Source organism: Aliivibrio sp. 1S128, assembly GCF_001691065.1.
GTDB lineage: Bacteria > Pseudomonadota > Gammaproteobacteria > Enterobacterales > Vibrionaceae > Aliivibrio.
On record NZ_MAJV01000091.1, the window covers coordinates 105,207 to 127,022 of the forward strand.

At 39.4% G+C, this 21,816-nt stretch carries 18 protein-coding genes; 12 read left to right on the forward strand and 6 right to left on the reverse strand.

Features of this window, described 5'->3' with window-relative positions; translation table 11 throughout:
• Positions 1-2: 2 nt before the first annotated feature.
• Positions 3-716, reverse strand: a complete 714-nt coding sequence (gene aat / locus A6E03_RS10710) for a leucyl/phenylalanyl-tRNA--protein transferase (protein WP_065600839.1) — start codon at positions 714-716, stop codon at positions 3-5.
• Between the two features lie 199 nt (positions 717-915).
• Here aat and aroA point away from each other — a divergent pair, with 199 nt between their 5' ends.
• From aroA to pyrF, 7 genes are all read left to right on the forward strand, one after another.
• Positions 916-2,196, forward strand: a complete 1,281-nt coding sequence (aroA, locus tag A6E03_RS10715) for a 3-phosphoshikimate 1-carboxyvinyltransferase (RefSeq protein WP_065600840.1) — start codon at positions 916-918, stop codon at positions 2,194-2,196.
• 155 nt (positions 2,197-2,351) lie between these two features.
• Entirely contained in the window at positions 2,352-3,026 is a 675-nt protein-coding gene (cmk, locus tag A6E03_RS10720) for a (d)CMP kinase (protein WP_065593715.1), read from the forward strand.
• Between the two features lie 96 nt (positions 3,027-3,122).
• The gene (gene rpsA, locus A6E03_RS10725) at positions 3,123-4,796 is read left to right on the forward strand and encodes a 30S ribosomal protein S1 (protein ID WP_065593714.1); all 1,674 of its coding nucleotides are present in this window, start codon (positions 3,123-3,125) and stop codon (positions 4,794-4,796) included.
• 57 nt (positions 4,797-4,853) lie between these two features.
• Entirely contained in the window at positions 4,854-5,135 is a 282-nt protein-coding gene (gene ihfB / locus A6E03_RS10730) for an integration host factor subunit beta (RefSeq protein ID WP_065593713.1), read from the forward strand.
• Between the two features lie 135 nt (positions 5,136-5,270).
• Positions 5,271-5,555, forward strand: coding sequence for a LapA family protein (locus A6E03_RS10735; protein ID WP_065593712.1), 285 nt, complete (start codon positions 5,271-5,273; stop codon positions 5,553-5,555).
• 7 nt (positions 5,556-5,562) lie between these two features.
• Positions 5,563-6,732: a lipopolysaccharide assembly protein LapB gene (lapB, locus tag A6E03_RS10740; protein ID WP_065600841.1), complete on the forward strand. Its 1,170-nt coding sequence runs from the start codon at positions 5,563-5,565 to the stop codon at positions 6,730-6,732.
• A 59-nt stretch (positions 6,733-6,791) separates the two neighbouring features.
• Positions 6,792-7,496 (forward strand): orotidine-5'-phosphate decarboxylase, encoded by a 705-nt coding sequence (gene pyrF / locus A6E03_RS10745; protein WP_065593710.1) that lies wholly within the window; start codon positions 6,792-6,794, stop codon positions 7,494-7,496.
• Between the two features lie 276 nt (positions 7,497-7,772).
• Here the strand turns inward: pyrF and metG are convergent, their stop codons facing one another.
• Positions 7,773-9,833 carry a methionine--tRNA ligase gene (gene metG / locus A6E03_RS10750; RefSeq protein WP_065600842.1) on the reverse strand — a complete coding sequence of 687 codons (2,061 nt, stop codon included), beginning with the start codon at positions 9,831-9,833 and terminating at the stop codon, positions 7,773-7,775.
• Between the two features lie 132 nt (positions 9,834-9,965).
• Between metG and apbC the strand changes: the two genes are divergently transcribed.
• From apbC to A6E03_RS10765, 3 genes are all read left to right on the forward strand, one after another.
• Positions 9,966-11,033: an iron-sulfur cluster carrier protein ApbC gene (apbC, locus tag A6E03_RS10755; protein ID WP_065593708.1), complete on the forward strand. Its 1,068-nt coding sequence runs from the start codon at positions 9,966-9,968 to the stop codon at positions 11,031-11,033.
• A 104-nt stretch (positions 11,034-11,137) separates the two neighbouring features.
• On the forward strand, positions 11,138-11,785 hold the full coding sequence (udk, locus tag A6E03_RS10760) for a uridine kinase (protein ID WP_065593707.1): 648 nt from the start codon (positions 11,138-11,140) through the stop codon (positions 11,783-11,785).
• A gap of 175 nt (positions 11,786-11,960) precedes the next feature.
• Positions 11,961-14,096, forward strand: a complete 2,136-nt coding sequence (locus tag A6E03_RS10765; RefSeq protein WP_065600843.1) for an AsmA family protein — start codon at positions 11,961-11,963, stop codon at positions 14,094-14,096.
• 83 nt (positions 14,097-14,179) lie between these two features.
• On the opposite strand, the gene cobO is transcribed toward A6E03_RS10765, so the two are convergent.
• The 3 genes from cobO to rne form a co-directional block, all read right to left on the reverse strand.
• Positions 14,180-14,785, reverse strand: coding sequence for a cob(I)yrinic acid a,c-diamide adenosyltransferase (cobO, locus tag A6E03_RS10770; protein WP_065593705.1), 606 nt, complete (start codon positions 14,783-14,785; stop codon positions 14,180-14,182).
• A 126-nt stretch (positions 14,786-14,911) separates the two neighbouring features.
• Positions 14,912-16,459: a SulP family inorganic anion transporter gene (locus tag A6E03_RS10775; protein WP_065600882.1), complete on the reverse strand. Its 1,548-nt coding sequence runs from the start codon at positions 16,457-16,459 to the stop codon at positions 14,912-14,914.
• Positions 16,460-16,633: 174 nt separating this feature from the next.
• A complete protein-coding gene (gene rne, locus A6E03_RS10780; RefSeq protein ID WP_065600844.1) occupies positions 16,634-19,696 on the reverse strand; it encodes a ribonuclease E in 3,063 nt (1,020 codons plus the stop codon).
• Between the two features lie 233 nt (positions 19,697-19,929).
• Here rne and A6E03_RS10785 point away from each other — a divergent pair, with 233 nt between their 5' ends.
• Together A6E03_RS10785 and rluC are read left to right on the forward strand one after the other, a co-directional pair.
• Complete coding sequence (locus A6E03_RS10785) at positions 19,930-20,130, forward strand: hypothetical protein (protein ID WP_065593702.1); 201 nt, start codon at positions 19,930-19,932, stop codon at positions 20,128-20,130.
• Between the two features lie 9 nt (positions 20,131-20,139).
• The gene (gene rluC / locus A6E03_RS10790; protein WP_065593701.1) at positions 20,140-21,087 is read left to right on the forward strand and encodes a 23S rRNA pseudouridine(955/2504/2580) synthase RluC; all 948 of its coding nucleotides are present in this window, start codon (positions 20,140-20,142) and stop codon (positions 21,085-21,087) included.
• 67 nt (positions 21,088-21,154) lie between these two features.
• Here rluC and A6E03_RS10795 read toward each other — a convergent pair whose 3' ends face one another.
• Complete coding sequence (locus A6E03_RS10795; RefSeq protein ID WP_065593700.1) at positions 21,155-21,736, reverse strand: nucleoside triphosphate pyrophosphatase; 582 nt, start codon at positions 21,734-21,736, stop codon at positions 21,155-21,157.
• Positions 21,737-21,816 lie beyond the last annotated feature (80 nt).

A 21,816-nucleotide genomic window follows, 5' to 3' on the forward strand; every position in this document is an offset into this window, starting at 1 on the left:
AATTAGAAATTATTCCCTATTATTTGTGCGTGATAGCAATGTGGATTGACAGTATGGCTAGCGAACTGATTTAATTTTATTTTAAAATCAGATCGTTTCATTTCGATAGCGCCTAAACTTTCAAGGTGGGGGTTCATCATTTGGCAATCAATCAATTGGCCATCAGAAGTCACAAAATGCTCACAAAATTGCCATAATGCTATTTTAGATGCATTTGTTTTTAATGAGAACATAGACTCACCACAAAAAACTTGACCGATTTGAAGGCCGTATAACCCACCAACAAGCGCATTATCAGACCATACTTCGACCGAATGACAATGACCTAACTTTGCGAGCTGTTTATAAGCTTGGATCATTTCAGGCATAATCCACGTTTCATCAGCCCCTCGTGTGGAGGCGCATAATTCAATAACCTGCTCCGTTGATTTATTGATGGTGATTTTATAATTTGATTTACGGAAGAACTTTCGTAAGCTCTTTGATGGTAAGAATTGAGTAGGTAAAAAAACACCTCTAATACTTGGACTCCACCATAAAATAGGGTCACCAGCACTATACCAAGGAAAAATTCCTTGTTGATAAGCGTTTAATAATCTAACAGGGGTTAAATCTCCTCCCATCGCTAATAAACCATCAGGATCAGATAACGCACTGTCAATATTAGGAAAGTGGCTTGTTTCATTTGAATCAAGTTGTGGTAAATAAATAGTCATAAGTAAAAGAAATAAGGTTTCGTTATTTTTAGGTACAAAGAGGTAACATTGCCTCTGGTACAACGCTTTGGTTTTCGTTACTCTGAAAGTATGAAGAATAACAAAAAATAACAATGAAAGCTGAAACAGCTATGCAATAACTGAGTTAAATAGCAGGCATAGCATTATTATTTATTTGTATAGGAATTTTTACATAAACATGGAAAGCTTAACTCTTCAACCAATTTCAAAAATTGACGGTCAAATTAACCTACCTGGCTCAAAAAGCGTTTCTAACCGTGCGTTGTTATTAGCTGCGTTAGCGTCTGGAAAAACAACACTAACCAATTTACTTGATAGTGATGATATCCGCCATATGCTTAATGCGTTAAAAGCATTAGGCGTTGAATATACGTTATCTACAGATAAAACCGTCTGTGAAGTAACTGGTCTAGGTCGTGCTTTTGAACCCAAAGAAACGCTGGAATTATTTCTTGGGAATGCTGGCACCGCGATGCGACCATTAGCTGCAGCATTGTGTTTAGGTAAAGGTGAATTTGTTCTTACTGGTGAGCCTCGTATGAAAGAACGTCCAATTGGGCATCTTGTTACGGCATTAAAAGCCGCAGGTGCCGACGTTAATTATTTAGAGAATGACAATTACCCACCATTAAAGATAAAGGGAACGGGCCTTAAAGGAGGAACTGTTGAGATTGATGGTTCTATTTCAAGCCAGTTTTTAACGGCCTTTTTAATGGCTGCACCGCTATCAACACAAGAGACGACGATTAATATTGTTGGTGATTTGGTTTCAAAGCCTTATATCGATATTACGTTAGACATTATGTCTACGTTTGGTGTTGAGATTGAAAATCAAAATTATCAGACTTTTGTTGTACCTGCGAACCAAACTTATATTGCTCCAGGTGAATTCCTTGTTGAAGGCGACGCTTCTTCAGCGTCTTATTTTCTTGCCGCTGCCGCAATTAAAGGTGGTGAAGTGAAGGTTACGGGGATCGGTAAAAAGAGTATACAAGGAGATGTTCAATTTGCTGACGCATTAGCTGCAATGGGGGCAGATATTGAATGGGGTGATGACTACGTTATTGCCAGAAAAGGAAACTTAAAAGCGGTAGATATGGATTTTAATCATATTCCTGATGCAGCAATGACGATTGCTACAGCCGCACTTTTTGCAGAAGGAACGACTTCCATTCGTAATGTGTATAATTGGCGTGTAAAAGAAACGGATCGTTTAACGGCAATGGCGACTGAATTAAGAAAAGTGGGGGCAGAAGTAGAAGAGGGTGAGGATTATATTACGATTACTCCTCCTAAACAGTTACAACATGCTGAAATCGATACTTATGATGATCACCGTATGGCGATGTGTTTTTCGTTAGTCGCTCTTAGTGATACACCGGTAACGATTAATGACCCAGGTTGCACGTCTAAAACATTCCCTAATTATTTTAAAAAATTGAAAGAACTTAGCGTGTAATTTATTGTATTTAAGTCATTACTTTTAAGTAGATGTAAGCCCTGTGTAAAAAATACAGGGCTTTTTTAGTTTTTAAGAAACTAGAGTATATAAATAATCTGACTTGGGTATAATGCGGCGGTAGAAACCAATCATAATAATTAATGGAGAACTCCATGACTATTCATTCACCAGTTGTTACTGTTGATGGTCCAAGTGGAGCAGGTAAAGGCACTTTGTGCATGTTACTTGCCGAAAAGCTAGGTTATAATTTATTAGATTCTGGTGCGATTTATCGCGTATTAGCACTGGCTGCAATTCACCATGGTGTTGATTTAGATTCAGAAGAAGGACTTGTTCCTCTTGCGGCTAATCTAGACGTTCAATTTAAAGCTGAAGGTGACTTGGTTAAAGTCATCTTAGAAGGCGAAGACGTATCTTCGGAACTTCGTAAAGAAGAAACGGGTATGGCAGCATCAAAAGTAGCAGCGTTGCCTCAAGTGCGTGAAGCGTTATTGCGTCGCCAGAGAGCGTTTGCTACAGCCCCTGGACTTGTTGCTGATGGTCGAGATATGGGCACTGTTGTATTTATAGGTGCAGAAGTTAAGATATTTTTAGATGCAAGTGCCGAAGAACGTGCGAATCGCCGTATGAAGCAGTTGCAACAGAAGGGGTTAAATGTTAGATTTGACCGTCTTTTAAGCGAAATCCAAGAGCGTGATGATCGTGACCGCAATCGAGCTGTTGCTCCATTACGTCCTGCGGAAGACGCTTTGGTACTAGATTCAACGTCAATGAATATTGATGAAGTAGTTGCTCAGGCTCTTACTTTTATTGAATCTAAGCTATAATTGAAACTTAGTTAGTTGCAAGGATGATAACTAACCTTACTATCAACCCCATGCGGTAGGATACCCATGGACGTTTAATAATTGAAGATCAAATTAATGACTGAATCTTTTGCTCAACTCTTTGAAGAGTTTTTATCTGAAACTGAATTCCAACAAGGCAGCATCGTTAAAGGTGTTGTTGTTGCTATCGAGAACGGTTTCGTTCTTGTTGACGCAGGCCTTAAATCTGAAGCAGCAATCCCAGCTGAACAATTCAAGAACGCTGCTGGCGAACTTGAAGTTGAAGTTGGTTCTGAAGTAGACGTTGCTCTTGACGCTGTTGAAGATGGTTTCGGTGAAACTCAACTTTCTCGTGAGAAAGCGAAGCGTCACGAAGCTTGGATTCAACTTGAAAAAGCATACGAAGATGCTGAAACAGTTATGGGTGTTATTAACGGTAAAGTTAAAGGCGGCTTCACAGTTGAACTTAACGGTATCCGTGCATTCCTACCTGGTTCTCTTGTTGATGTGCGTCCAGTACGTGACACTCTGCACCTTGAAGGCAAAGAGCTAGAGTTCAAAGTAATCAAACTTGACCAAAAACGTAACAACGTTGTTGTTTCACGTCGTGCTGTTATCGAATCTGAAAACAGTGTTGAACGTGACGAGTTACTTGCTTCTCTACAAGAAGGCATGGAAGTTAAAGGTATCGTTAAGAACCTTACTGACTACGGTGCATTCGTTGATCTAGGTGGCGTTGACGGTCTACTACACATCACAGATATGGCTTGGAAGCGTGTTAAGCACCCATCTGAGATCGTAAATGTTGGTGACGAGATCAATGTTAAAGTTCTTAAGTTCGATCGTGAGCGCACTCGTGTTTCTCTAGGTCTTAAGCAACTTGGCGAAGATCCATGGGTAGCTATCGCTAAGCGTTACCCAGAAGGTCACAAACTTTCTGGTCGTGTTACCAACCTAACTGATTACGGCTGCTTCGTTGAAATCGAAGAAGGCGTTGAAGGTCTAGTACACGTTTCTGAAATGGATTGGACTAACAAGAACATCCACCCTTCTAAAGTTGTCAATGTAGGCGACGAAGTTGAGGTTATGGTTCTTGAGATTGACGAAGAACGTCGTCGTATCTCTCTAGGTCTGAAACAATGTAAAGCTAATCCTTGGCAGACATTTGCTGAAGCGCAAGCTAAAGGCGACCACGTTACTGGTAAGATCAAATCTATCACTGACTTTGGTATCTTCATCGGTCTTGACGGCGGCATCGACGGTCTAGTTCACCTATCTGACATTTCTTGGAATGCTACAGGTGAAGACGCGGTACGTGAGTACAAGAAAGGCGACGAAATCTCTGCTGTTGTTCTAGCTGTTGATGCTGAGCGTGAGCGTATTTCTCTAGGTGTTAAACAAATGGAAGAAGACCCATTTAACAACTACCTAGCAGACAACAAGAAAGGTACTCTAGTAAACGGTACTGTTTCAGCTGTTGACGCTAAAGGCGCTACAATTACTCTTGCAGATAGCGTAGAAGGTTACATCCGTACTTCTGAGCTTTCTCGTGACCGTATTGAAGATGCATCTCTAATCCTAAGCGTTGGCGATAGCGTTGAAGCGAAGTTCACTGGTGTAGACCGTAAGAACCGCGTAGTTAACCTATCTATCAAAGCTAAAGATGAAGCTGATGAGCAAGAAGCAATGGCAACACTGAATACTAAACCAGAAGATGGTGGTTTCGGTAGCGCAATGGCTGACGCTTTCAAAGCAGCTAAAGGCGAATAAGTAAATTTAAAGGGAGCGTAATGCTCCCTTTTCTTTCGATAACGTAGGAGGTCATTTATGACAAAATCTGAACTGATTGAACAACTGTGTAGTAAAAAGCCTCAACTTTCTGCTAAGCAGGTTGAAGATACAGTCAAGGAAATCCTTGAGCAGATGGCAACAACGCTAGAAGGCGGTGATCGTATAGAGATTCGTGGTTTTGGTAGTTTTTCTCTACACTATCGAGAGCCTCGTTTAGGTCGAAATCCGAAAACTGGTGATAAAGTTGAATTAGACGGTAAGTTTGTTCCTCATTTTAAACCAGGTAAAGAACTGCGTGAACGTGTGAATTTCAACTAATGTGAATTAGTATATAAAAGCGGCATACTTTTAAGTATGCCGTTTTTTTATGTTCATTTTCAGTGCATTTAGGTGTATCTTTAGAGCTGTAAAATAAGATCTTGGTAGATATTCATTTAACGGGAGGGAAGACCAGTGAAAATTATAATTGCAGTTTTACTAATTGCACTATTTCTGATTTCACTTGCTGTTGGCGCACAGAATCAGATTGTGGTTAATTTTAATTATTTATTAGCTCAAGGTGATTTCCAATTATCAACCTTACTTGGTATTTTCTTTGCTACGGGCTTTGGTTTGGGTTGGTTGATTTGTGGCAGTATGTATCTAAAAGCCAGTATGATGCAACGTCGTTTACGTAAACGTCTTGAAAAGAAAACCATCGAATTGGATAAATTACGCTTAGACTCAACAAAAGGGTAATGACTTAATGTTAGAGCTGCTATTCCTATTATTACCTATTGCTGCCGGATATGGCTGGTATATGGGTAACAGGAGTGCGAGACAACAACGTCAAAGAGATACAAATCACCTGTCACGCCAGTATGTGACGGGGTTAAATCTATTGCTTTCTGATCAGTCAGATAAAGCAGTAGATCACTTCATTGAACTACTTCAAGTTGATAGCGATACCATAGATACTCATTTAGCCTTAGGTAATCTTTTTAGAAGCCGAGGTGAGGTTGATCGTGCTATTAAAATTCATCAAAACCTCATTGCTCGTCCAAACCTAACGTTAGATCAGCGTAATATTGCTCTGCAGCAACTGGCGAAAGACTACATGGTTGCTGGTATTCTTGATCGAGCAGAAAAGATTTTTGAACAGCTTGTTGATGAACCCGATCACAGAGAGGCAGCATTACTGCAGCTTGTTGCAATTCATCAACAAACCCGTGAATGGGAACAAGCAATTAACTTTGCAAATAGCTTAGTTAAAATGGGAAAAAAGAAATTAAAGCCAGATATTGCCCATTATTATTGTGAATTGGCAATGCAAGAACTAGCAGATAGCCATATTAATAAAGCTAAGCAAAACCTGAAGAAAGCCTTATCTATTGATAATCAATGTGTCCGCGCCTCTATTATGATGGCAAAATTATTAATGGAAGAAGATAACTTCAAAGCCGCCGTTAGCCAATTAGAATCCGTTTTAGATCAAGATATTGAATTTATCAGCGAGGCATTGCCTTTACTTGCTGAATGTTATGAAAAGCTGGATCGAGAAGGTGCATTATTACATTTCTTGAAAGAAGCGATTTCAAAAGGAGCAGGTGCAAGTGCTGAGTTAATGTTATCAAATTTAATAGCGAAGCATGAAGGGACCGCATTAGCTCAAGGTTATATGACTAAACAACTGCTTAAAAATCCAACTATGAAAGGCTTTTATCGCTTAATGGGGTATCACGTGGATGAAGCTGAAGATGGCAGGGCAAAAGCCAGCCTATCAAGCTTACAACACCTGGTAGGAGAGCAGTTGAAAATGAAACCAAACTATCGATGCAGTAAATGTGGTTTTTCTGCGCATCGTTTATTTTGGCAATGTCCTTCTTGTAAAGGTTGGGGTGTTATTAAGCCGATTAGGGGCTTAGACGGTGAATAATTAAGAGGCGCATGAGTGCCTCTTTTTTTGATTAAAATAAATATAAATAAGGATAGAAAATGAAAGACCAAAAGGTAATCGTTGCGTTGGACTATGATAATCAATCAGATGCATTAGCATTTGTTGATAAAATTGATCCTAGTTCATGCCGATTAAAAGTGGGTAAAGAGATGTTTACTCTATTTGGCCCTGAGTTTGTAAAGGAACTTCATAAGCGTGGTTTTTCTGTTTTTCTAGATTTAAAATTTCATGATATTCCTAATACCTGTTCAAAAGCGGTAAGAGCGGCTGCTGAAATGGGAGTATGGATGGTCAATGTTCATGCGAGTGGTGGTGAACGTATGATGACAGCATCACGTGAAATCTTAGAACCGTATGGTAAAGATCGTCCATTACTTATTGGTGTTACTGTTTTAACTAGTATGGAGCAGCAAGATTTAGCGGGTATTGGATTAGATATTTCACCACAAGAACAAGTTAGACGTCTTGCGGCGTTGACTAAGAATAGTGGGTTAGATGGTGTTGTGTGTTCAGCTCAAGAAGCATCAATGCTAAAAGCTGACCTAGGCAAAGAGTTTACGTTAGTGACTCCTGGTATTCGTCCTGCAGGCTCTGCGGTGGGTGATCAAAAGCGTATTATGACGCCAGTAGATGCTATTACTTCAGGTTCTGATTATTTAGTGATTGGTCGTCCAATTACGCAAGCAGAAAATCCATCAGAAGTATTAAGCGAAATTAATCTTTCTTTAGCGTCAGTTTTATAAGTTTGTAATTTGATAGGTGAAAGATCCTAAATTTGTAATCACCGATAAATAGATAAAAAAATAGAGACCATTTGGTCTCTATTTTTGTTTGTAAGTTATACCAATCACAGTAAGTAAGTGGTCAGAAATAGCGCAGGAAAAATGATTGAGAACAAGGCGAAATGTTTCGATAAGTAGTTATTCTACAATCAAAAATTTCAACGCAGTTATCGAGCAGTTTAACTAGCTAGGATGAGCAGTTATTTACTACGATTGGTATTATCTTTTAAAAAAGAATTACATTACACGCATACCAGGTTGAGCACCTTCGTGTGGTTCAAGAATCCAAAGATCTTTACCACCAGGGCCTGCAGCTAGTATCATGCCTTCAGACATACCAAACTTCATCTTACGAGGTTTAAGGTTAGCAACCATAACAGTTAGCTTGCCCTCTAGTTCTTCAGGTTTGTATGCTGATTTAATTCCAGAGAATACTTGACGAGTTTCACCGCCAATGTCTAGCTGGAATTTAAGTAGTTTATTTGCCTTTGGAACTTCTTCACAAGAGATAATACGTGCAATACGCATATCAACAGCTTCGAACGCATCGAATTCAATCTCATCTGCGATTGGTTCTTTGTCTAGTTCAGTTTGGCTTGCTTTTTCTTTGTCCGCTTCTGCTTTTTCTTTTGCTGCCATTTCAACTGCAGCATCTTCTTTTGATTCTTCAACCATTGCTTCTACTTTCTTAGGATCAATACGGTTGAACAATGCTTTAAACTTCGTAATCTCATGAGATGTTAATGGTTGTGCAACGCCTTCCCATGTTAATGTTTCGTTTAAGAATGCTTCAGTACGTCCAGCAAGTTCTGGCATTACAGGTTTCAAGTAAGCCATTAGTACGCGGAATAAGTTAATACCGACAGAAGCGACTTCTTGTAACTCTTGTTCTTTGCCTTCTTCTTTCGCAAGAACCCAAGGTGCTTTTTCGTCAATGTATTGGTTTGCTTTATCAGCAAGCGCAGTAATTTCACGAATAGCGCGGCTAAACTCACGAGTTTCGTATAATTCAGCGATACGGTCTGCAGCAGCAACGAATTCGTTGTAAAGCTCTGGAGCCACAAAGTTATCAGCAAGTTTGCCATCAAAACGTTTAGTAATGAAACCAGCGTTACGAGAAGCTAGGTTAACAATCTTATTTACGACATCAGAGTTTACACGTTGAGTGAAATCTTCAAGATTTAAATCAAGATCATCAATACGGCTATTTAGTTTTGCTGCGTAGTAGTAACGTAAGCATTCTGGGTCTAAGTGATTTAAGTAAGTACCGGCTTTAATGAATGTGCCTTTCGACTTAGACATTTTCGCACCATTTACTGTCACGTAACCATGAACAAATACATTGTTTGGTTTACGGAAACCAGAACCTTCTAGCATTGCAGGCCAGAAAAGACTGTGGAAATAAACAATGTCTTTGCCTATGAAGTGGTAAAGCTCTGTTGTGCTGTCTTTTTTCCAATATTCATCAAAATCTAGGCCTTCTTTTTTGCTACATAGATTCTTGAAAGAAGCCATGTAACCAACAGGAGCGTCTAGCCAAACATAGAAGAATTTATTGGTTTCACCAGGGATCTCAAAACCAAAATAAGGCGCATCACGAGAGATGTCCCACTGTTGCAAACCAGATTCAAACCATTCTTGCATTTTGTTTGCTGTTTCAGTCTGAAGAGAGCCAGAACGAGTCCACTCTTTTAACATGCTTTCAAACTGAGGTAAGTCAAAGAAGAAATGCTCAGAATCTTTCATTACTGGAGTTGCACCAGAAACGGCTGATTTAGGGTTGATAAGATCTGTTGGGCTGTACGTTTCGCCACAGTTATCACAGTTGTCGCCGTATTGCTCTTCAGCTTTACATTTTGGACATGTGCCCTTTACGAAACGGTCAGGTAAGAACATTTCTTTTTCGGGGTCAAATAATTGAGAAATAGTACGGCTAGTAATAAAACCATTCTTTTTCAGTTCAAGATAAATGTTAGATGCTAATTCACGGTTCTCATCGCTATGAGTGCTGTGATAATTATCAAAGCTAATATCGAAGCCCGCAAAATCTTTTTGATGTTCTTCGCTAACAGCTGCGATCATTTCTTCAGGAGTGATACCCATCTGTTGAGATTTAAGCATTATCGGTGTGCCGTGAGCGTCATCTGCACAAATAAAGTTAATGTCGTTGCCGCGTAAGCGTTGGTAACGAACCCAGATATCCGCTTGGATATGCTCAAGCATATGGCCTAAGTGGATTGAACCGTTTGCATACGGTAGAGCACATGTAACCAGAATTTTTCTCGGATCTGTAGCCATATCTTCTCTTTCGCTTAATGTGATGGGTGAAAATTTTAAGAGATAAATAGTACCTGAAGCGAGCTTGAATGCATAGAGGATCAAGGGGGCAATTAGTGATAGGATGAGTAAAAATAACTGAGGAGTAGCAAGATGGCATTTACAACGATGGCAGAGATAAAAAATTGGCTCAATGATTTTTCCCATTCACAACTTTGTGAGCGTTGGGCGGAGATCCCTAATGTAGTCTCTATTGCTGCAACAGGTGTGATTACCGTGACATTGCCTTTTGTTTCTCACTCAGTGAAATCCAGTTTACTTTCTTGGGTTGATGAGCAAAAAGAACAATTGAATCTCTCATCTTTAGAGTTCTCTGTGATATCTAAAATAGCAACATTAAAAACAGACAAACAAGCGGTAAAAGGCGTTAAAAATATTATTGCTGTTAGCTCTGGTAAGGGAGGGGTTGGCAAATCAACCACTGCAGTTAATTTGGCCTTAGCTTTAGATCATTTAGGCGCAAGAGTGGGGATATTAGATGCGGATATCTACGGCCCATCCGTTCCATTAATGCTAGGCGTTGAAGATAAAAAGCCAAATATTATTGATAATAATCGAATGATGCCAGTAGAAGCTCACGGTTTACACAGTAATTCAATTGGTTATCTGGTTGATAAATCAGAAGCTGCTGTATGGCGAGGTCCAATGGCATCTAAAGCATTATCCCAGTTAATTAATGAAACGTTATGGCCAGATCTGGATTATTTGATTATTGATATGCCACCAGGTACTGGTGATATTCAACTTACTTTATCACAGCAAATTCCAACAACAGGGGCTCTGATTGTAACAACACCGCAAGACTTAGCATTAACGGATGCTATAAAAGGGGTGAATATGTTTAGTAAAGTAGATATTCCAGTTGTTGGTGTGGTAGAAAATATGAGTGTTCATATTTGTTCTAATTGTGGCCATGAAGAGGCCATCTTTGGTACTGGCGGTGCAGAGTTAATGGCGCAACGTTATTCAATTCCTCTATTAGGACAGCTTCCTTTACATATTGATATTCGTCGTGAGACTGATTCGGGCACCCCAAGCGTTGCGTCTGATGCCTCTAGTGCACACAGCCAACTCTATATTGAATTAGCGGAGCAGGTTTCAAGTCGTTTATATTGGCAGGGAGAGGTGGTTGCTGACCAAATAATGTTCAAGTCATTGTAGCTTCACACTTATGTGTAATTTTCGGTGGAAAGTATGGTGAGTAATCCTTATAATCAGGCGGTTTTATTTTAATAACCGTATCTCGCACACTTTAGGTATCTTTTATGTCAGAGAACAGTAATCATCACTGTATTATCGTAGGTATTGCAGGGGCATCAGCTTCAGGTAAGAGTTTGATCGCTTCGACTATTTATAATGAACTACGAGCAAAAGTTGGCGACCACCAAATTGGTGTAATAACTGAAGACAGTTACTACAAGGACCAAAGCCACCTGACCATGGAAGAAAGAGTCAAAACGAATTATGACCACCCAAATGCACTTGATCACCAATTATTGAGTGAGCATCTTGAGCAATTAATGCGTGGTGAAGCGGTTAACATTCCGACTTACAGTTATACGGAACACACACGTACAGCAGACGTTGAAGTAATGACGCCAAAGAAAGTAATTATTCTTGAAGGTATTTTATTATTAACGGATCCACGCTTACGTAATTTAATGCACGCAAGTGTGTTCATGGATACGCCTTTAGATATTTGTTTATTACGTCGTGCTAAGCGTGATGTAGAAGAACGCGGTCGTTCAATGGAATCGGTATTTGAACAATATCAGAAGACTGTTCGTCCAATGTTCATGCAATTTATTGATCCATCTAAACAACATGCCGATATTATCGTTCCTCGTGGCGGTAAAAACCGTATCGCAATTGATGTATTAAAAGCACATATATCGCGTTTATTAAAAGCATAATCAGATGATATAAAATAAAAAGGCCAACATTTATGTTGGCTTTTTTTTTGTCTGATTTCTGTAATTTATCATTATTTAGGTATATAACTATAGGTAACCCTATGTTTATTAGGCCTAAGTGATGGCATAATTAACACTATCTTTACGATTTCAATACATTAGATGGATTTTTGCCGTGAAAAAAATTGCCCTACTAATTAGCATACCGCTTATCGCTATCATTGCCGCATTATTGATGTTGGTATTACTTGTTAACCCTAACGATTTTAAACCTTTGATAAAAGAGCAAGTTGAGGCTCAAACGGGTCGTCAATTAACCATTGATGGCGATATTGAATGGCGATTTTTCCCATCCATTGGTTTCTCTATTGGAAAGACAGCACTAAGCAATCCTGAAGGTTTTGCGACTCCAAATTTAGTTAAGTTTGATAATGCAATTTTGGATCTTAATGTGCGTCCATTGTTTCACCACGAAATAAACATAGGGTTAGTTACTTTAGATGGAGCTTCCTTTACGTTACATACCTTAAGAGACGGTTCGACTAACCTTGATAATTTAACGCCTAAAAAAACGCAGGTTGGAACCGAAGCGCCAGTATCAGAAGATACAAATGTGGCAACTAATGCTAGTGAGGTTTCTCAGCCAAGCACAAATATAAATGATTGGAAAATAACATTAGAGGGCATCGCTTTAACGAATGCAAAAGTGCTTATTCAAGATGATAGAGCAGGGTCAAAGACAAAGCTCAATGATATCAATTTATCATTGTCTCAATTTAGTCCGGGAGAATGGGCACACTTAACGTTTGATCTTAAAGGCGATTTAGGTCAACAGAAAATATCTCTTGCTGGTAAAACCGATTTAAATATTGCAACTACGCTAGATACAGCATCGTTAAAGCAAACTGAATTTACAGCATCGTATTCAGATGCCACGAATACATTTGATAATATTACGTTCACTATTGATCAATTTTATTTTGATGAATGGGCCAATATTCAGCTAATAGCAAAAGGCAAAGCGAACGATTTACTGGTTAATTCAGAATCATCTTTTGCTGTTAACGTCCCTAAATCATTAGATCTTATTCGTATTAAGTCGTTTAAAAGTACCAATAATGTAAAAGGTAAAGGGTTACCAAATGAAGATGTTACCGCCGTTATTGGTTTTGATAGTTCATTTGATGTAAACAAATCTTTTTTAAAGGTAGAGAAACTTACCTTATCTGCTGTCGATACTGACGTTACTGGTAAGGTCAGTGTTGAGCTAAGAGATATCCCTAAAGTACGCTTTTCTTTACGTAGTCCGAATATTGATGTTGATGCACTATTAGCGACATTACCAAAAAGTGATACGCAAGTTACAGATGAGAAAGCGAAAACAAACTCATCAAGTAGCACATCAACACCAGTTAAAGAAGTTGAACCTGACTTAAGTGCGTTAAAAACATTGGATGTCGCGGGTACGATTATCATTGATAAGTTTAAAGCGAATAATGCAAAAATGCAGAATGTTGAATCTGTATTTTCAATTAATCGAGGTGTATTAAAGCTAAGTAAATTTCATTCGAATTTATACGGCGGGGCTATAGATATGACCGCTAGCTTAGATGCCCGTAAAGCAACCCCAAGCTATACAGCTAACAACGTTATTAAGGGCGTTCAAATTGCGCCATTATTAATCGATGTAATGGGAGAAAGTTTAGTTGAAGGAACTGGGAGTATTAATCTTAATATTTCTGGGAAAAGTTTAAAACCAACGGAATTAAAACAAAACTTAAAAGGGAAGGCATCGATTAACTTTGCTGACGGAGCCGTTAATGGGGTAAACATCCCATTACTGATACGTACGACTTATGCTCAAATTAAAGGCGAAAAAATAAAAGGCAGTGAAGAAGCTGAAAAGACAGATTTTAGTGCGTTATCTGCAGACTTTTATTTATCTAAAGGGAATGCGACAACGAAGAATATTAAGATGGTCTCTCCACTGCTAAGGATCCATGGTGAAGGCTCTGCACATTACATCAATGAAACAACGAATATGTTAATTAAAACATCAATCGTTGGTTCATTAAAAGGGCAGGGCGGTAAAGACATCAATGATCTTAAAGACGTCACTATTCCGATCCGTATCACGGGCTCTTGGGCTAAACCAAAATACAAACTTGAACTTGATGATGTGATGCAGCAGAAAGCGAAAAAAGAAATTGACCGCGGTATTGAGAAATTAGAAGAAAAATACGGCGACAAAATTAAAGATGAAAAAATAAAAGATGCTGCAAATAAATTGTTAAAAGGACTATTTAATTAATAGAACTTAACAATCATGGAATAGAAAATGGCCTGTAATCTTAATGATATAGGCCATTTTTATATTATTGGAATTAATCTTATTTACCAATCGATGCCTTTCAGCGCTTTTACTCCAGAATCAAACGCATGCTTAACGCTACGAACTTCAGAAACGGTATCAGCCATTTCGATTAATTCACGGTGTGCTGCTCGACCAGTGATGACGACCGATTGCATTTTTGGTCGATTTTCTAATGCTGTTTTTAATTCATCTAATTCTATATAGCCGTAAGTGACCATGTAAGTCATCTCATCCAATAAAACTAAGTCAACCGACTCATCAGATAGACTTTTTTTACATTCCTGCCACACTCGTTGTGCTGCTTCTGTATCTGTTGTTTTATCCTGCGTATTCCAAGTGAAGCCAGTTTTCATTACATGAAAAGGAACGCCGTGACCTTCTAATAGATTTCTTTCACCACAATCCCATGTCCCTTTAATAAATTGAGCTACGACACAATTTAATCCATGGCCGACAGCTCTCGCTACTGTCCCAAAACCTGAGGTTGTTTTTCCCTTTCCATTACCAGTAACAACAATTAATAAGCCTTTTTCTATTTGTGCTTTTTCTACACGCTTATCTACGTTCTCTTTGATTTTTGATTGACGTTGTTTATAGCGCTCGTCTTTCTGATCTAGATCAGCCATTTTTTATTCCATTAAATAAGAAGGGGAAGTAGTTAGTATTTTTGTAGGGTGTTAGATACAAAAATCCCGATAGGAGAACCATATCGGGATTTTTATTATCAATCAATTATAAAAGTGAAAGAGCAACTATTGGCTAACCACTTTATAGATTGGATCTTCTTGCACGTTAATCTCTACCAGGCTACCAGCCTTATTTAGAAGTGCATGACAATCTTGGCTTAAGTGGCGAAGATGTACCTTTTTGCCTGCTTTAGAGTAGCGTTCAGCGATAGTATCAACCGCTTCAATGGCCGAGTGATCCACCACTCGTGATGCAGCAAAGTCAATCACGATGTCTTTTGGATCACTTTCAACATCAAATAACTCTAAGAAATTAGCAGCAGAACCAAAGAAGATTGGGCCGTTAATTTCATAAACCTTAGAACCTTCGTCATTCACTGTATTTGTCGAGTAAATGTGTTTCGCGTGTTGCCATGCAAACATTAGCGCAGAAGCGACAACACCAACACCAACAGCAACAGCAAGGTCAGTCAGTACAGTAACAACGGTTACTAACACAATAACAAAGAAGTCTTGTTTTGGTACGCGACGAGCCAGTTTGAATGTAGCCCATTCAAATGTACCAATAACAACCATGAACATAACACCAACTAATGCTGCTAATGGGATCATTTCAATTAAACCAGAAGCGAAAAGGATGAAACCAAGTAGGGCAAGTGCGGCTGTAATACCTGATAAACGACCACGACCACCTGAGTTTACGTTGATCATTGATTGACCAATCATAGCACAACCACCCATCGCACCAAATACAGAACAAGTTACGTTTGCCACGCCTTGACCAACACATTCACGGTTAGATTGGCCACGAGTCCCCGTCATTTCATCAATGACAGTTAGGGTTAATAATGACTCGATTAGACCGATTGCCGCTAAAATTAATGCATACGGGAAGATGATGTATAACGTTTCTAAAGAAAGAGGAACGTTAGGTACAGAGAAAGTAGGCAGTGAACCAGCAAGTGTTGCCGCTTCGTCTCCGCTCATCGTACGTAAGAAATCAACAACAGTACGTGTGTCTAAATCTAATCCTTGAACTAAACCTGTGACTACAATGATAGCAACTAAAGACGAAGGAATAGCCGTTGTTAGTTTTGGTAAAAAGTGAATGATAGCCATTGTTAGTGCAACAAGACCAAGCATTAACATCATTTCAGGACCTTGAAGCCAATCCAAGTTGCCTAAAGCGTCAGGTGCTTTAAATTGACCAAGTTGAGCAAGGAAAATAACAATAGCTAGACCGTTTACAAAACCGATCATCACAGGATGCGGAACGATACGAATAAATTTACCTAGTTTAAATAAACCAGCAGTAATTTGCAGAAGACCGGCGAGTAAAATTGCTGCAAAAAGGTATTGAACGCCGTGCATTGCGACTAAGCTGACCATTACAACGGCCATGGCACCGGTTGCACCAGAAATCATTCCAGGGCGACCACCAATTATTGATGTAATTAAACCAACAATAAATGCAGCATAAAGGCCAACCATAGGGTCAACACCAGCAACAAAGGCAAAGGCTACGGCTTCAGGAACAAGAGCTAACGCAACGGTAAGCCCTGAAAGAACATCATTCTTTACTGAATGATTAGAAAATTTTGGGAATTCAAACATGTTTTTTAGGTATCTTCTTGGTTGTTTTTCAGGCATGTGTGGCGCGAATCGTACAGAAAAGCGTGATGAAGTTCAATGTTTATTCAGGATATCAATATAAAAAAAGCAAGTTACGTCGAAACGTAACTTGCTTAATTACAATGGTTTTATTATTCAAAGGCGAAGCCTAAGAAATTATAAACCTGCTGTTTTTGCCATTGCAGCACTTGCGTGCCCGGTTGCTGTTAAGCTACCGGCTTGTTTAGGCACGAAGCGTTCAGTTCTGAATGCAGCAGCGGTTACAGTGATTTCTTTAATCTCTGTAGGGCCAGTTGCTTTTGTCATACCTGAAGATGCTTGACCTTTATATTGTGGTTTAGCAGTAACAATTTCAGTTTTAGGTTGAGCTTCTACTGTTGCTTGAACAGTAGGTACCTGTTCAATCACAGGTTCGACTTCAACAATAACTGGTGCTACTTCTTCAGCAACAATGGGTGCAACTTCAACAAGAGCTACTTTATCTTCAACAATAACGTCTACTGTTTCAATCGCAACTGGTGCATCTACTTTAGTTGGTTTTTCTGTTATTGCTGTAGGAGCTTCAGCAGCAGGAGCTTCGATAATCGTTTCTGTCACAATTGCTTTTTCAACAATCGGAGTTGCAACGTAAGGAAGTAATACTTTACCCATCGCCATTTCAGGGAAAGCAACACCACCAACGAGATTTTTCACTACGTTAGCTTGATTTGCTTTGTCTTGTGCGTTTTGAGTATCGTTATCAACAAATTTCTCTTGTTGTTGTTTAGCCAGTTTTTGCTTCAAGATGTGAGCATAATCAGGATAAACTTTGCCCATCGCCATTTCAGGAGAGGCTACACCAGAGAATAAACGAGCAGGGTTTACAGGGCGACGATCACGACGGCGACGACGTTGACCGCTTGCACGTAAATGGCGAGGAGAACGACGATTACGACGCTGTCCTTCTTTACGCTCTGTATTTACTTCTGTATTCGTTTCTTTTGCTACTTCAGGTTGTGGTGCTGGAGTTTCAATTTCAGGAGTTACAACTTCAGGAGTTACAACCACTTTGCTTTCAACTTCAGCAGCTTGACCCGTACGGATTTTCTTCTGCAGTTGACGACGTTGACGACGTTGTTTAACTTGAACCGTTTTTTCACGTTTTTCAGCTGGTTGCTCTGATACTTGAACTGGAGCTTGTTGAGCTTCAGCAGCCAGTTGAATACCTTGCTCTGCAATTTCTTTACGAACTTTAGGCTGTCTAGTTGGCTTGTTATCAGCTGCTTTTACTGGTTTAGTAGCGGCAACTTCAACATCTTCAACTTTCTTATCACGACGGTTTTCGTTGTTATTGCGGTTATCATTACCGTTACGACGATTATTACGATTGTTACGATTATTTTCGTTACGACGACGATCGTTGTTACGGTTTTGATTATGACGTTGTACTGGTTTTTCTTCTTTCTCTTCTTTTTTCTCAGTTTCAGCTGGTGCTGCTTCTGGTGCAGAGAAGAAATTAGCAATAGTAGAGAAGATGCGGCTAATTAAACCCGGCTTATCTTCTGTTGTTACTGCTGTTTTTGTCTCTGTTGTTTTAGCTTCTGGAGCTTTAGCCATTGGAGCTGCTTGAGTTGGTGCACTGAAACCTTGAAGAGCCGGCTCTTCACGTTTCTTCGGTGCAGAATACATTGCAGGCGTTTCTTTGGCTTCAGCTTCACGTAATGCTTCTAAATTCTTAGGAAGAAGATAAGACAGCATTTCTTGTTCTTCACCTTCACGGATACGGACCACTTCAAAGTGTGGTGTTTCCATGTCAGAGTTAGGAACAATAATAACGCGAACATTATGGAATTTTTCAATGTGTTGAACTGAGCGGCGTTTCTCATTCAATAAATAAGAAGCGATAGCGACAGGGACAACAGCAAGAACTTGAGTTGTATTGTCTTTTAAAGACTCTTCTTCGATTAAACGAAGTACTGAAAGTGCTAGAGATTCATTATCACGAACCACACCAGTACCCGTACAACGAGGACAGATATGGTGACTTGCTTCTGCTAAAGACGGGCTTAAGCGTTGGCGAGACATTTCTAATAAACCAAAGCGAGAAATACGACCGATTTGAACACGAGCACGATCCATACGAACCGCTTCACGCATACGGTTTTCTACTTCACGTTGATGACGAACTGGCGTCATATCAATGAAATCGATAACCACTAAACCACCTAAATCACGTAGACGTAATTGACGAGCAATTTCATCGGCTGCTTCTAGGTTAGTATTTAATGCAGTTTCTTCGATATCGCCGCCTTTAGTAGCACGAGCAGAGTTGATATCAATAGAAGTAAGCGCTTCAGTTGGGTCGATTACGATTGAACCACCAGAAGGTAAGCGCACTTCACGTTCAAAAGCCGATTCAATTTGGCTTTCAATTTGGTAGTGGCTAAATAGTGGGACTTCGCCTTCATACAATTTAACGCGAGATAAGAAATCAGGACGAATAAGTTGAATGTGTTGACGAGCACGATCGAAAATCGTAGGGCTATCAATTAAGATTTCACCAATATCACGGCGTAAGTAATCACGAATTGCGCGAACAATCACATTACTTTCTTGGTGAATTAGGAAAGGTGCTTGATTTGATTCAGAGGCGTGTTTAACCGCTTCCCAATGATTTAGGAGTACGTTTAGATCCCATTCAAGCTCTTCTGCTGATTTACCAACACCAGCAGTACGAACAATCAGACCCATACCTTGAGGTAGTTCTAATGTGCTTAATGCTGCTTTTAATTGAGTTCGCTCGTCACCTTCGATACGACGAGAAATACCGCCAGCACGAGGGTTATTAGGCATAAGAACAAGGTAGCTACCAGCCAGAGATATGAACGTTGTTAAAGCCGCGCCTTTGTTACCACGCTCTTCTTTCTCAACTTGAACAATAACTTCTTGGCCTTCTTTCAATACGTCCTTGATATTTGGACGTCCTTGATAAGTGTAACCTTGTGGGAAATATTCTTTAGCGATTTCCTTAAGGGGAAGGAAACCGTGGCGATCAGCGCCGTAATCAACGAAAGCTGCTTCCAAGCTTGGTTCGATACGGGTGATTTTACCTTTATAAATATTAGCTTTCTTAGATTCGTGACCTGGGCTTTCGATATCTAGATCAAAAAGGCGCTGGCCATCAACTAATGCGACGCGCAACTCTTCCTTCTGGGTTGCGTTAATCAACATTCTTTTCATTAGGGAATACTCATTACAAATTGTCGAGCTTGTCTATCATAATCCATTTTAAATGGTGCCAGATCCCAAGGCTGATTACATGTGCAGCCTCACGGCTGGAACTCAGGGATGCTCTAGGGCACAATCCACATCAACACTATCGATAAAATAGTGCTGATCCGCAATTATTCGCGGTCGTTAAAACATAAAAAATGGTTTAGGCATAACAAGCAAAAAAACTCAAAGCAGTATAGATGTCTTACGCCAATTGCTGCATCACCGCATTCGAGCAGTATATTTTTAGTTCTTTTGGTGCTTTTATGCTCACCAAGGTGAAGAAATGGCCATCTGGGCCGATTTCAGATGCTAACTATAACAGTCAGATCAAGCCTCAGCAATCTTCATTATTTGAAACTGAGCTAAAAAAGGTTCATCAATTAGAATTAAGACAGTAGAATAAGGAAATGAATGAAGATAAACCTAAAGTGCAATTCGTTGAGATCGATGACGACTTTGCAGGGCAACGAATCGATAATTTTCTTCTTGCCCGCTTAAAAAATGTTCCAAAAAGTATGATTTACCGAATAGTGCGTAAAGGCGAAGTTCGTGTAAATAAAAAACGTATTAAACCAGAATACAAACTTCAAGAAGGGGATTTAGTCAGAATTCCTCCCGTGAAGCTTCCTGAGTCAACGGCTCCAGAATTACCTAGTGTTAAATTATCTAGAGTCTCTGAACTTGAAAGTTGTATTATTTATGAAGATGATCACCTTCTGATTCTAAATAAGCCTTCAGGTACTGCTGTTCATGGCGGGAGTGGTTTGAAGTTTGGTGCTATTGAAGCATTACGAGCTTTACGACCTGATGCTCGTTTTTTAGAGTTGGTGCACAGAATTGACAGAGATACGTCAGGAATTCTTTTAATCGCTAAAAAACGTTCTGCATTACGCAGACTGCAAGAACAATTTAGAAATAAAACGGTTCAGAAATACTATTTTGCTTTAGTTATGGGCCAATGGAAGAGTACGTGCAAAGTTGTGAATGTTCCTTTACTTAAAAATGAAGTGAACAGCATTGTTCGTGTTAACCCTAACGGTAAACCGTCAGAAACGCGTTTTAAAATTTTAGAAAAGTTTGAGCAGGCAACATTAATTCAAGCAAGTCCAATTACGGGACGTACTCACCAAATACGTGTACATGCACAACATGCAGGTCACCCAATAGGTTGGGATGACCGTTATGGTGACAGACGATTTGATGCGTATTCAGGCCAATTTGGTTTAGATCGACTTTTCTTGCATGCGGCAAATATTAAATTTACGCATCCAAGCACTGAAGAGTTAATGGATATTAGTGCTCCAATGGAAACTAGATTAGAACGTGTCTTGAAAGGATTACGAGCTAAAAACTAATTTTATTTTTTGTTATTTTCTAGCGATAAGTATTATTTCATACTTATCGCTTTTTTGTGATTGCGATTCAGAGTACTGAAAAAGATTGACGATCTAACATATCAATTAAAGAGATTAGTGGAAGGCCAATAAGAGCGTTTGGATCTTTTCCTTCTAATCTATCAAATAATGCAATGCCTAACCCTTCACATTTAAAACTACCAGCACAATACAATGGCATCTCTTTATCAACATAGTTTTCAATTTGTTGTGAGGTCAATTGACGAAAATGAACATGAAATTCTTCACAAAGAGTTTCTGCTGTCATTGTGGTCGTATTGAGTAGTGATAAGCCTGTGTAAAAAGTGATGATTTGACCACTGGCTTTTTGAAGTTGGATAATTGCTTTTTCTCGTGTCAGTGGCTTACCAATAATCTGTCCGTTAATTACGCAAACCTGATCGGATCCTATGATCAAATGGTTGGGATCCTGGACATGACAAGATCGTGCTTTTTGTTCCGCTAATCGAGTGACTAACGCAGTAGGTGATTCATTTTCTTGTGGGGTTTCGTCGCAGTTGGGTGAAATTGCATCAAAAGGAACTTGGATCTTCTCTAAGATCGTTCGGCGAAAAGGCGATGTTGAAGCTAGAATCAGTTTTGGTTGCATAATGGGTTCTTCTTCTTTAATTTTTCGTTTATTATTAGCAACTCTGCTGAAATAGCAACTGGGAAGAAAAAAAGCATAAT

Excerpts from the sequence above, each read along its gene's own strand:
- aat (WP_065600839.1), bottom strand. The coding sequence starts at position 716 with ATGACTATTTATTTACCACAACTTGATTCAAATGAAACAAGCCACTTT.
- aroA (WP_065600840.1), top strand. The coding sequence starts at position 916 with ATGGAAAGCTTAACTCTTCAACCAATTTCAAAAATTGACGGTCAAATT.
- cmk (WP_065593715.1), top strand. The coding sequence starts at position 2,352 with ATGACTATTCATTCACCAGTTGTTACTGTTGATGGTCCAAGTGGAGCA.
- rpsA (WP_065593714.1), top strand. The coding sequence starts at position 3,123 with ATGACTGAATCTTTTGCTCAACTCTTTGAAGAGTTTTTATCTGAAACT.
- ihfB (WP_065593713.1), top strand. The coding sequence starts at position 4,854 with ATGACAAAATCTGAACTGATTGAACAACTGTGTAGTAAAAAGCCTCAA.
- lapB (WP_065600841.1), top strand. The coding sequence starts at position 5,563 with ATGTTAGAGCTGCTATTCCTATTATTACCTATTGCTGCCGGATATGGC.
- pyrF (WP_065593710.1), top strand. The coding sequence starts at position 6,792 with ATGAAAGACCAAAAGGTAATCGTTGCGTTGGACTATGATAATCAATCA.
- metG (WP_065600842.1), bottom strand. The coding sequence starts at position 9,833 with ATGGCTACAGATCCGAGAAAAATTCTGGTTACATGTGCTCTACCGTAT.
- apbC (WP_065593708.1), top strand. The coding sequence starts at position 9,966 with ATGGCATTTACAACGATGGCAGAGATAAAAAATTGGCTCAATGATTTT.
- udk (WP_065593707.1), top strand. The coding sequence starts at position 11,138 with ATGTCAGAGAACAGTAATCATCACTGTATTATCGTAGGTATTGCAGGG.
- cobO (WP_065593705.1), bottom strand. The coding sequence starts at position 14,785 with ATGGCTGATCTAGATCAGAAAGACGAGCGCTATAAACAACGTCAATCA.
- A6E03_RS10775 (WP_065600882.1), bottom strand. The coding sequence starts at position 16,459 with ATGTTTGAATTCCCAAAATTTTCTAATCATTCAGTAAAGAATGATGTT.
- rne (WP_065600844.1), bottom strand. The coding sequence starts at position 19,696 with ATGAAAAGAATGTTGATTAACGCAACCCAGAAGGAAGAGTTGCGCGTC.
- A6E03_RS10785 (WP_065593702.1), top strand. The coding sequence starts at position 19,930 with ATGTCTTACGCCAATTGCTGCATCACCGCATTCGAGCAGTATATTTTT.
- rluC (WP_065593701.1), top strand. The coding sequence starts at position 20,140 with ATGAATGAAGATAAACCTAAAGTGCAATTCGTTGAGATCGATGACGAC.
- A6E03_RS10795 (WP_065593700.1), bottom strand. The coding sequence starts at position 21,736 with ATGCAACCAAAACTGATTCTAGCTTCAACATCGCCTTTTCGCCGAACG.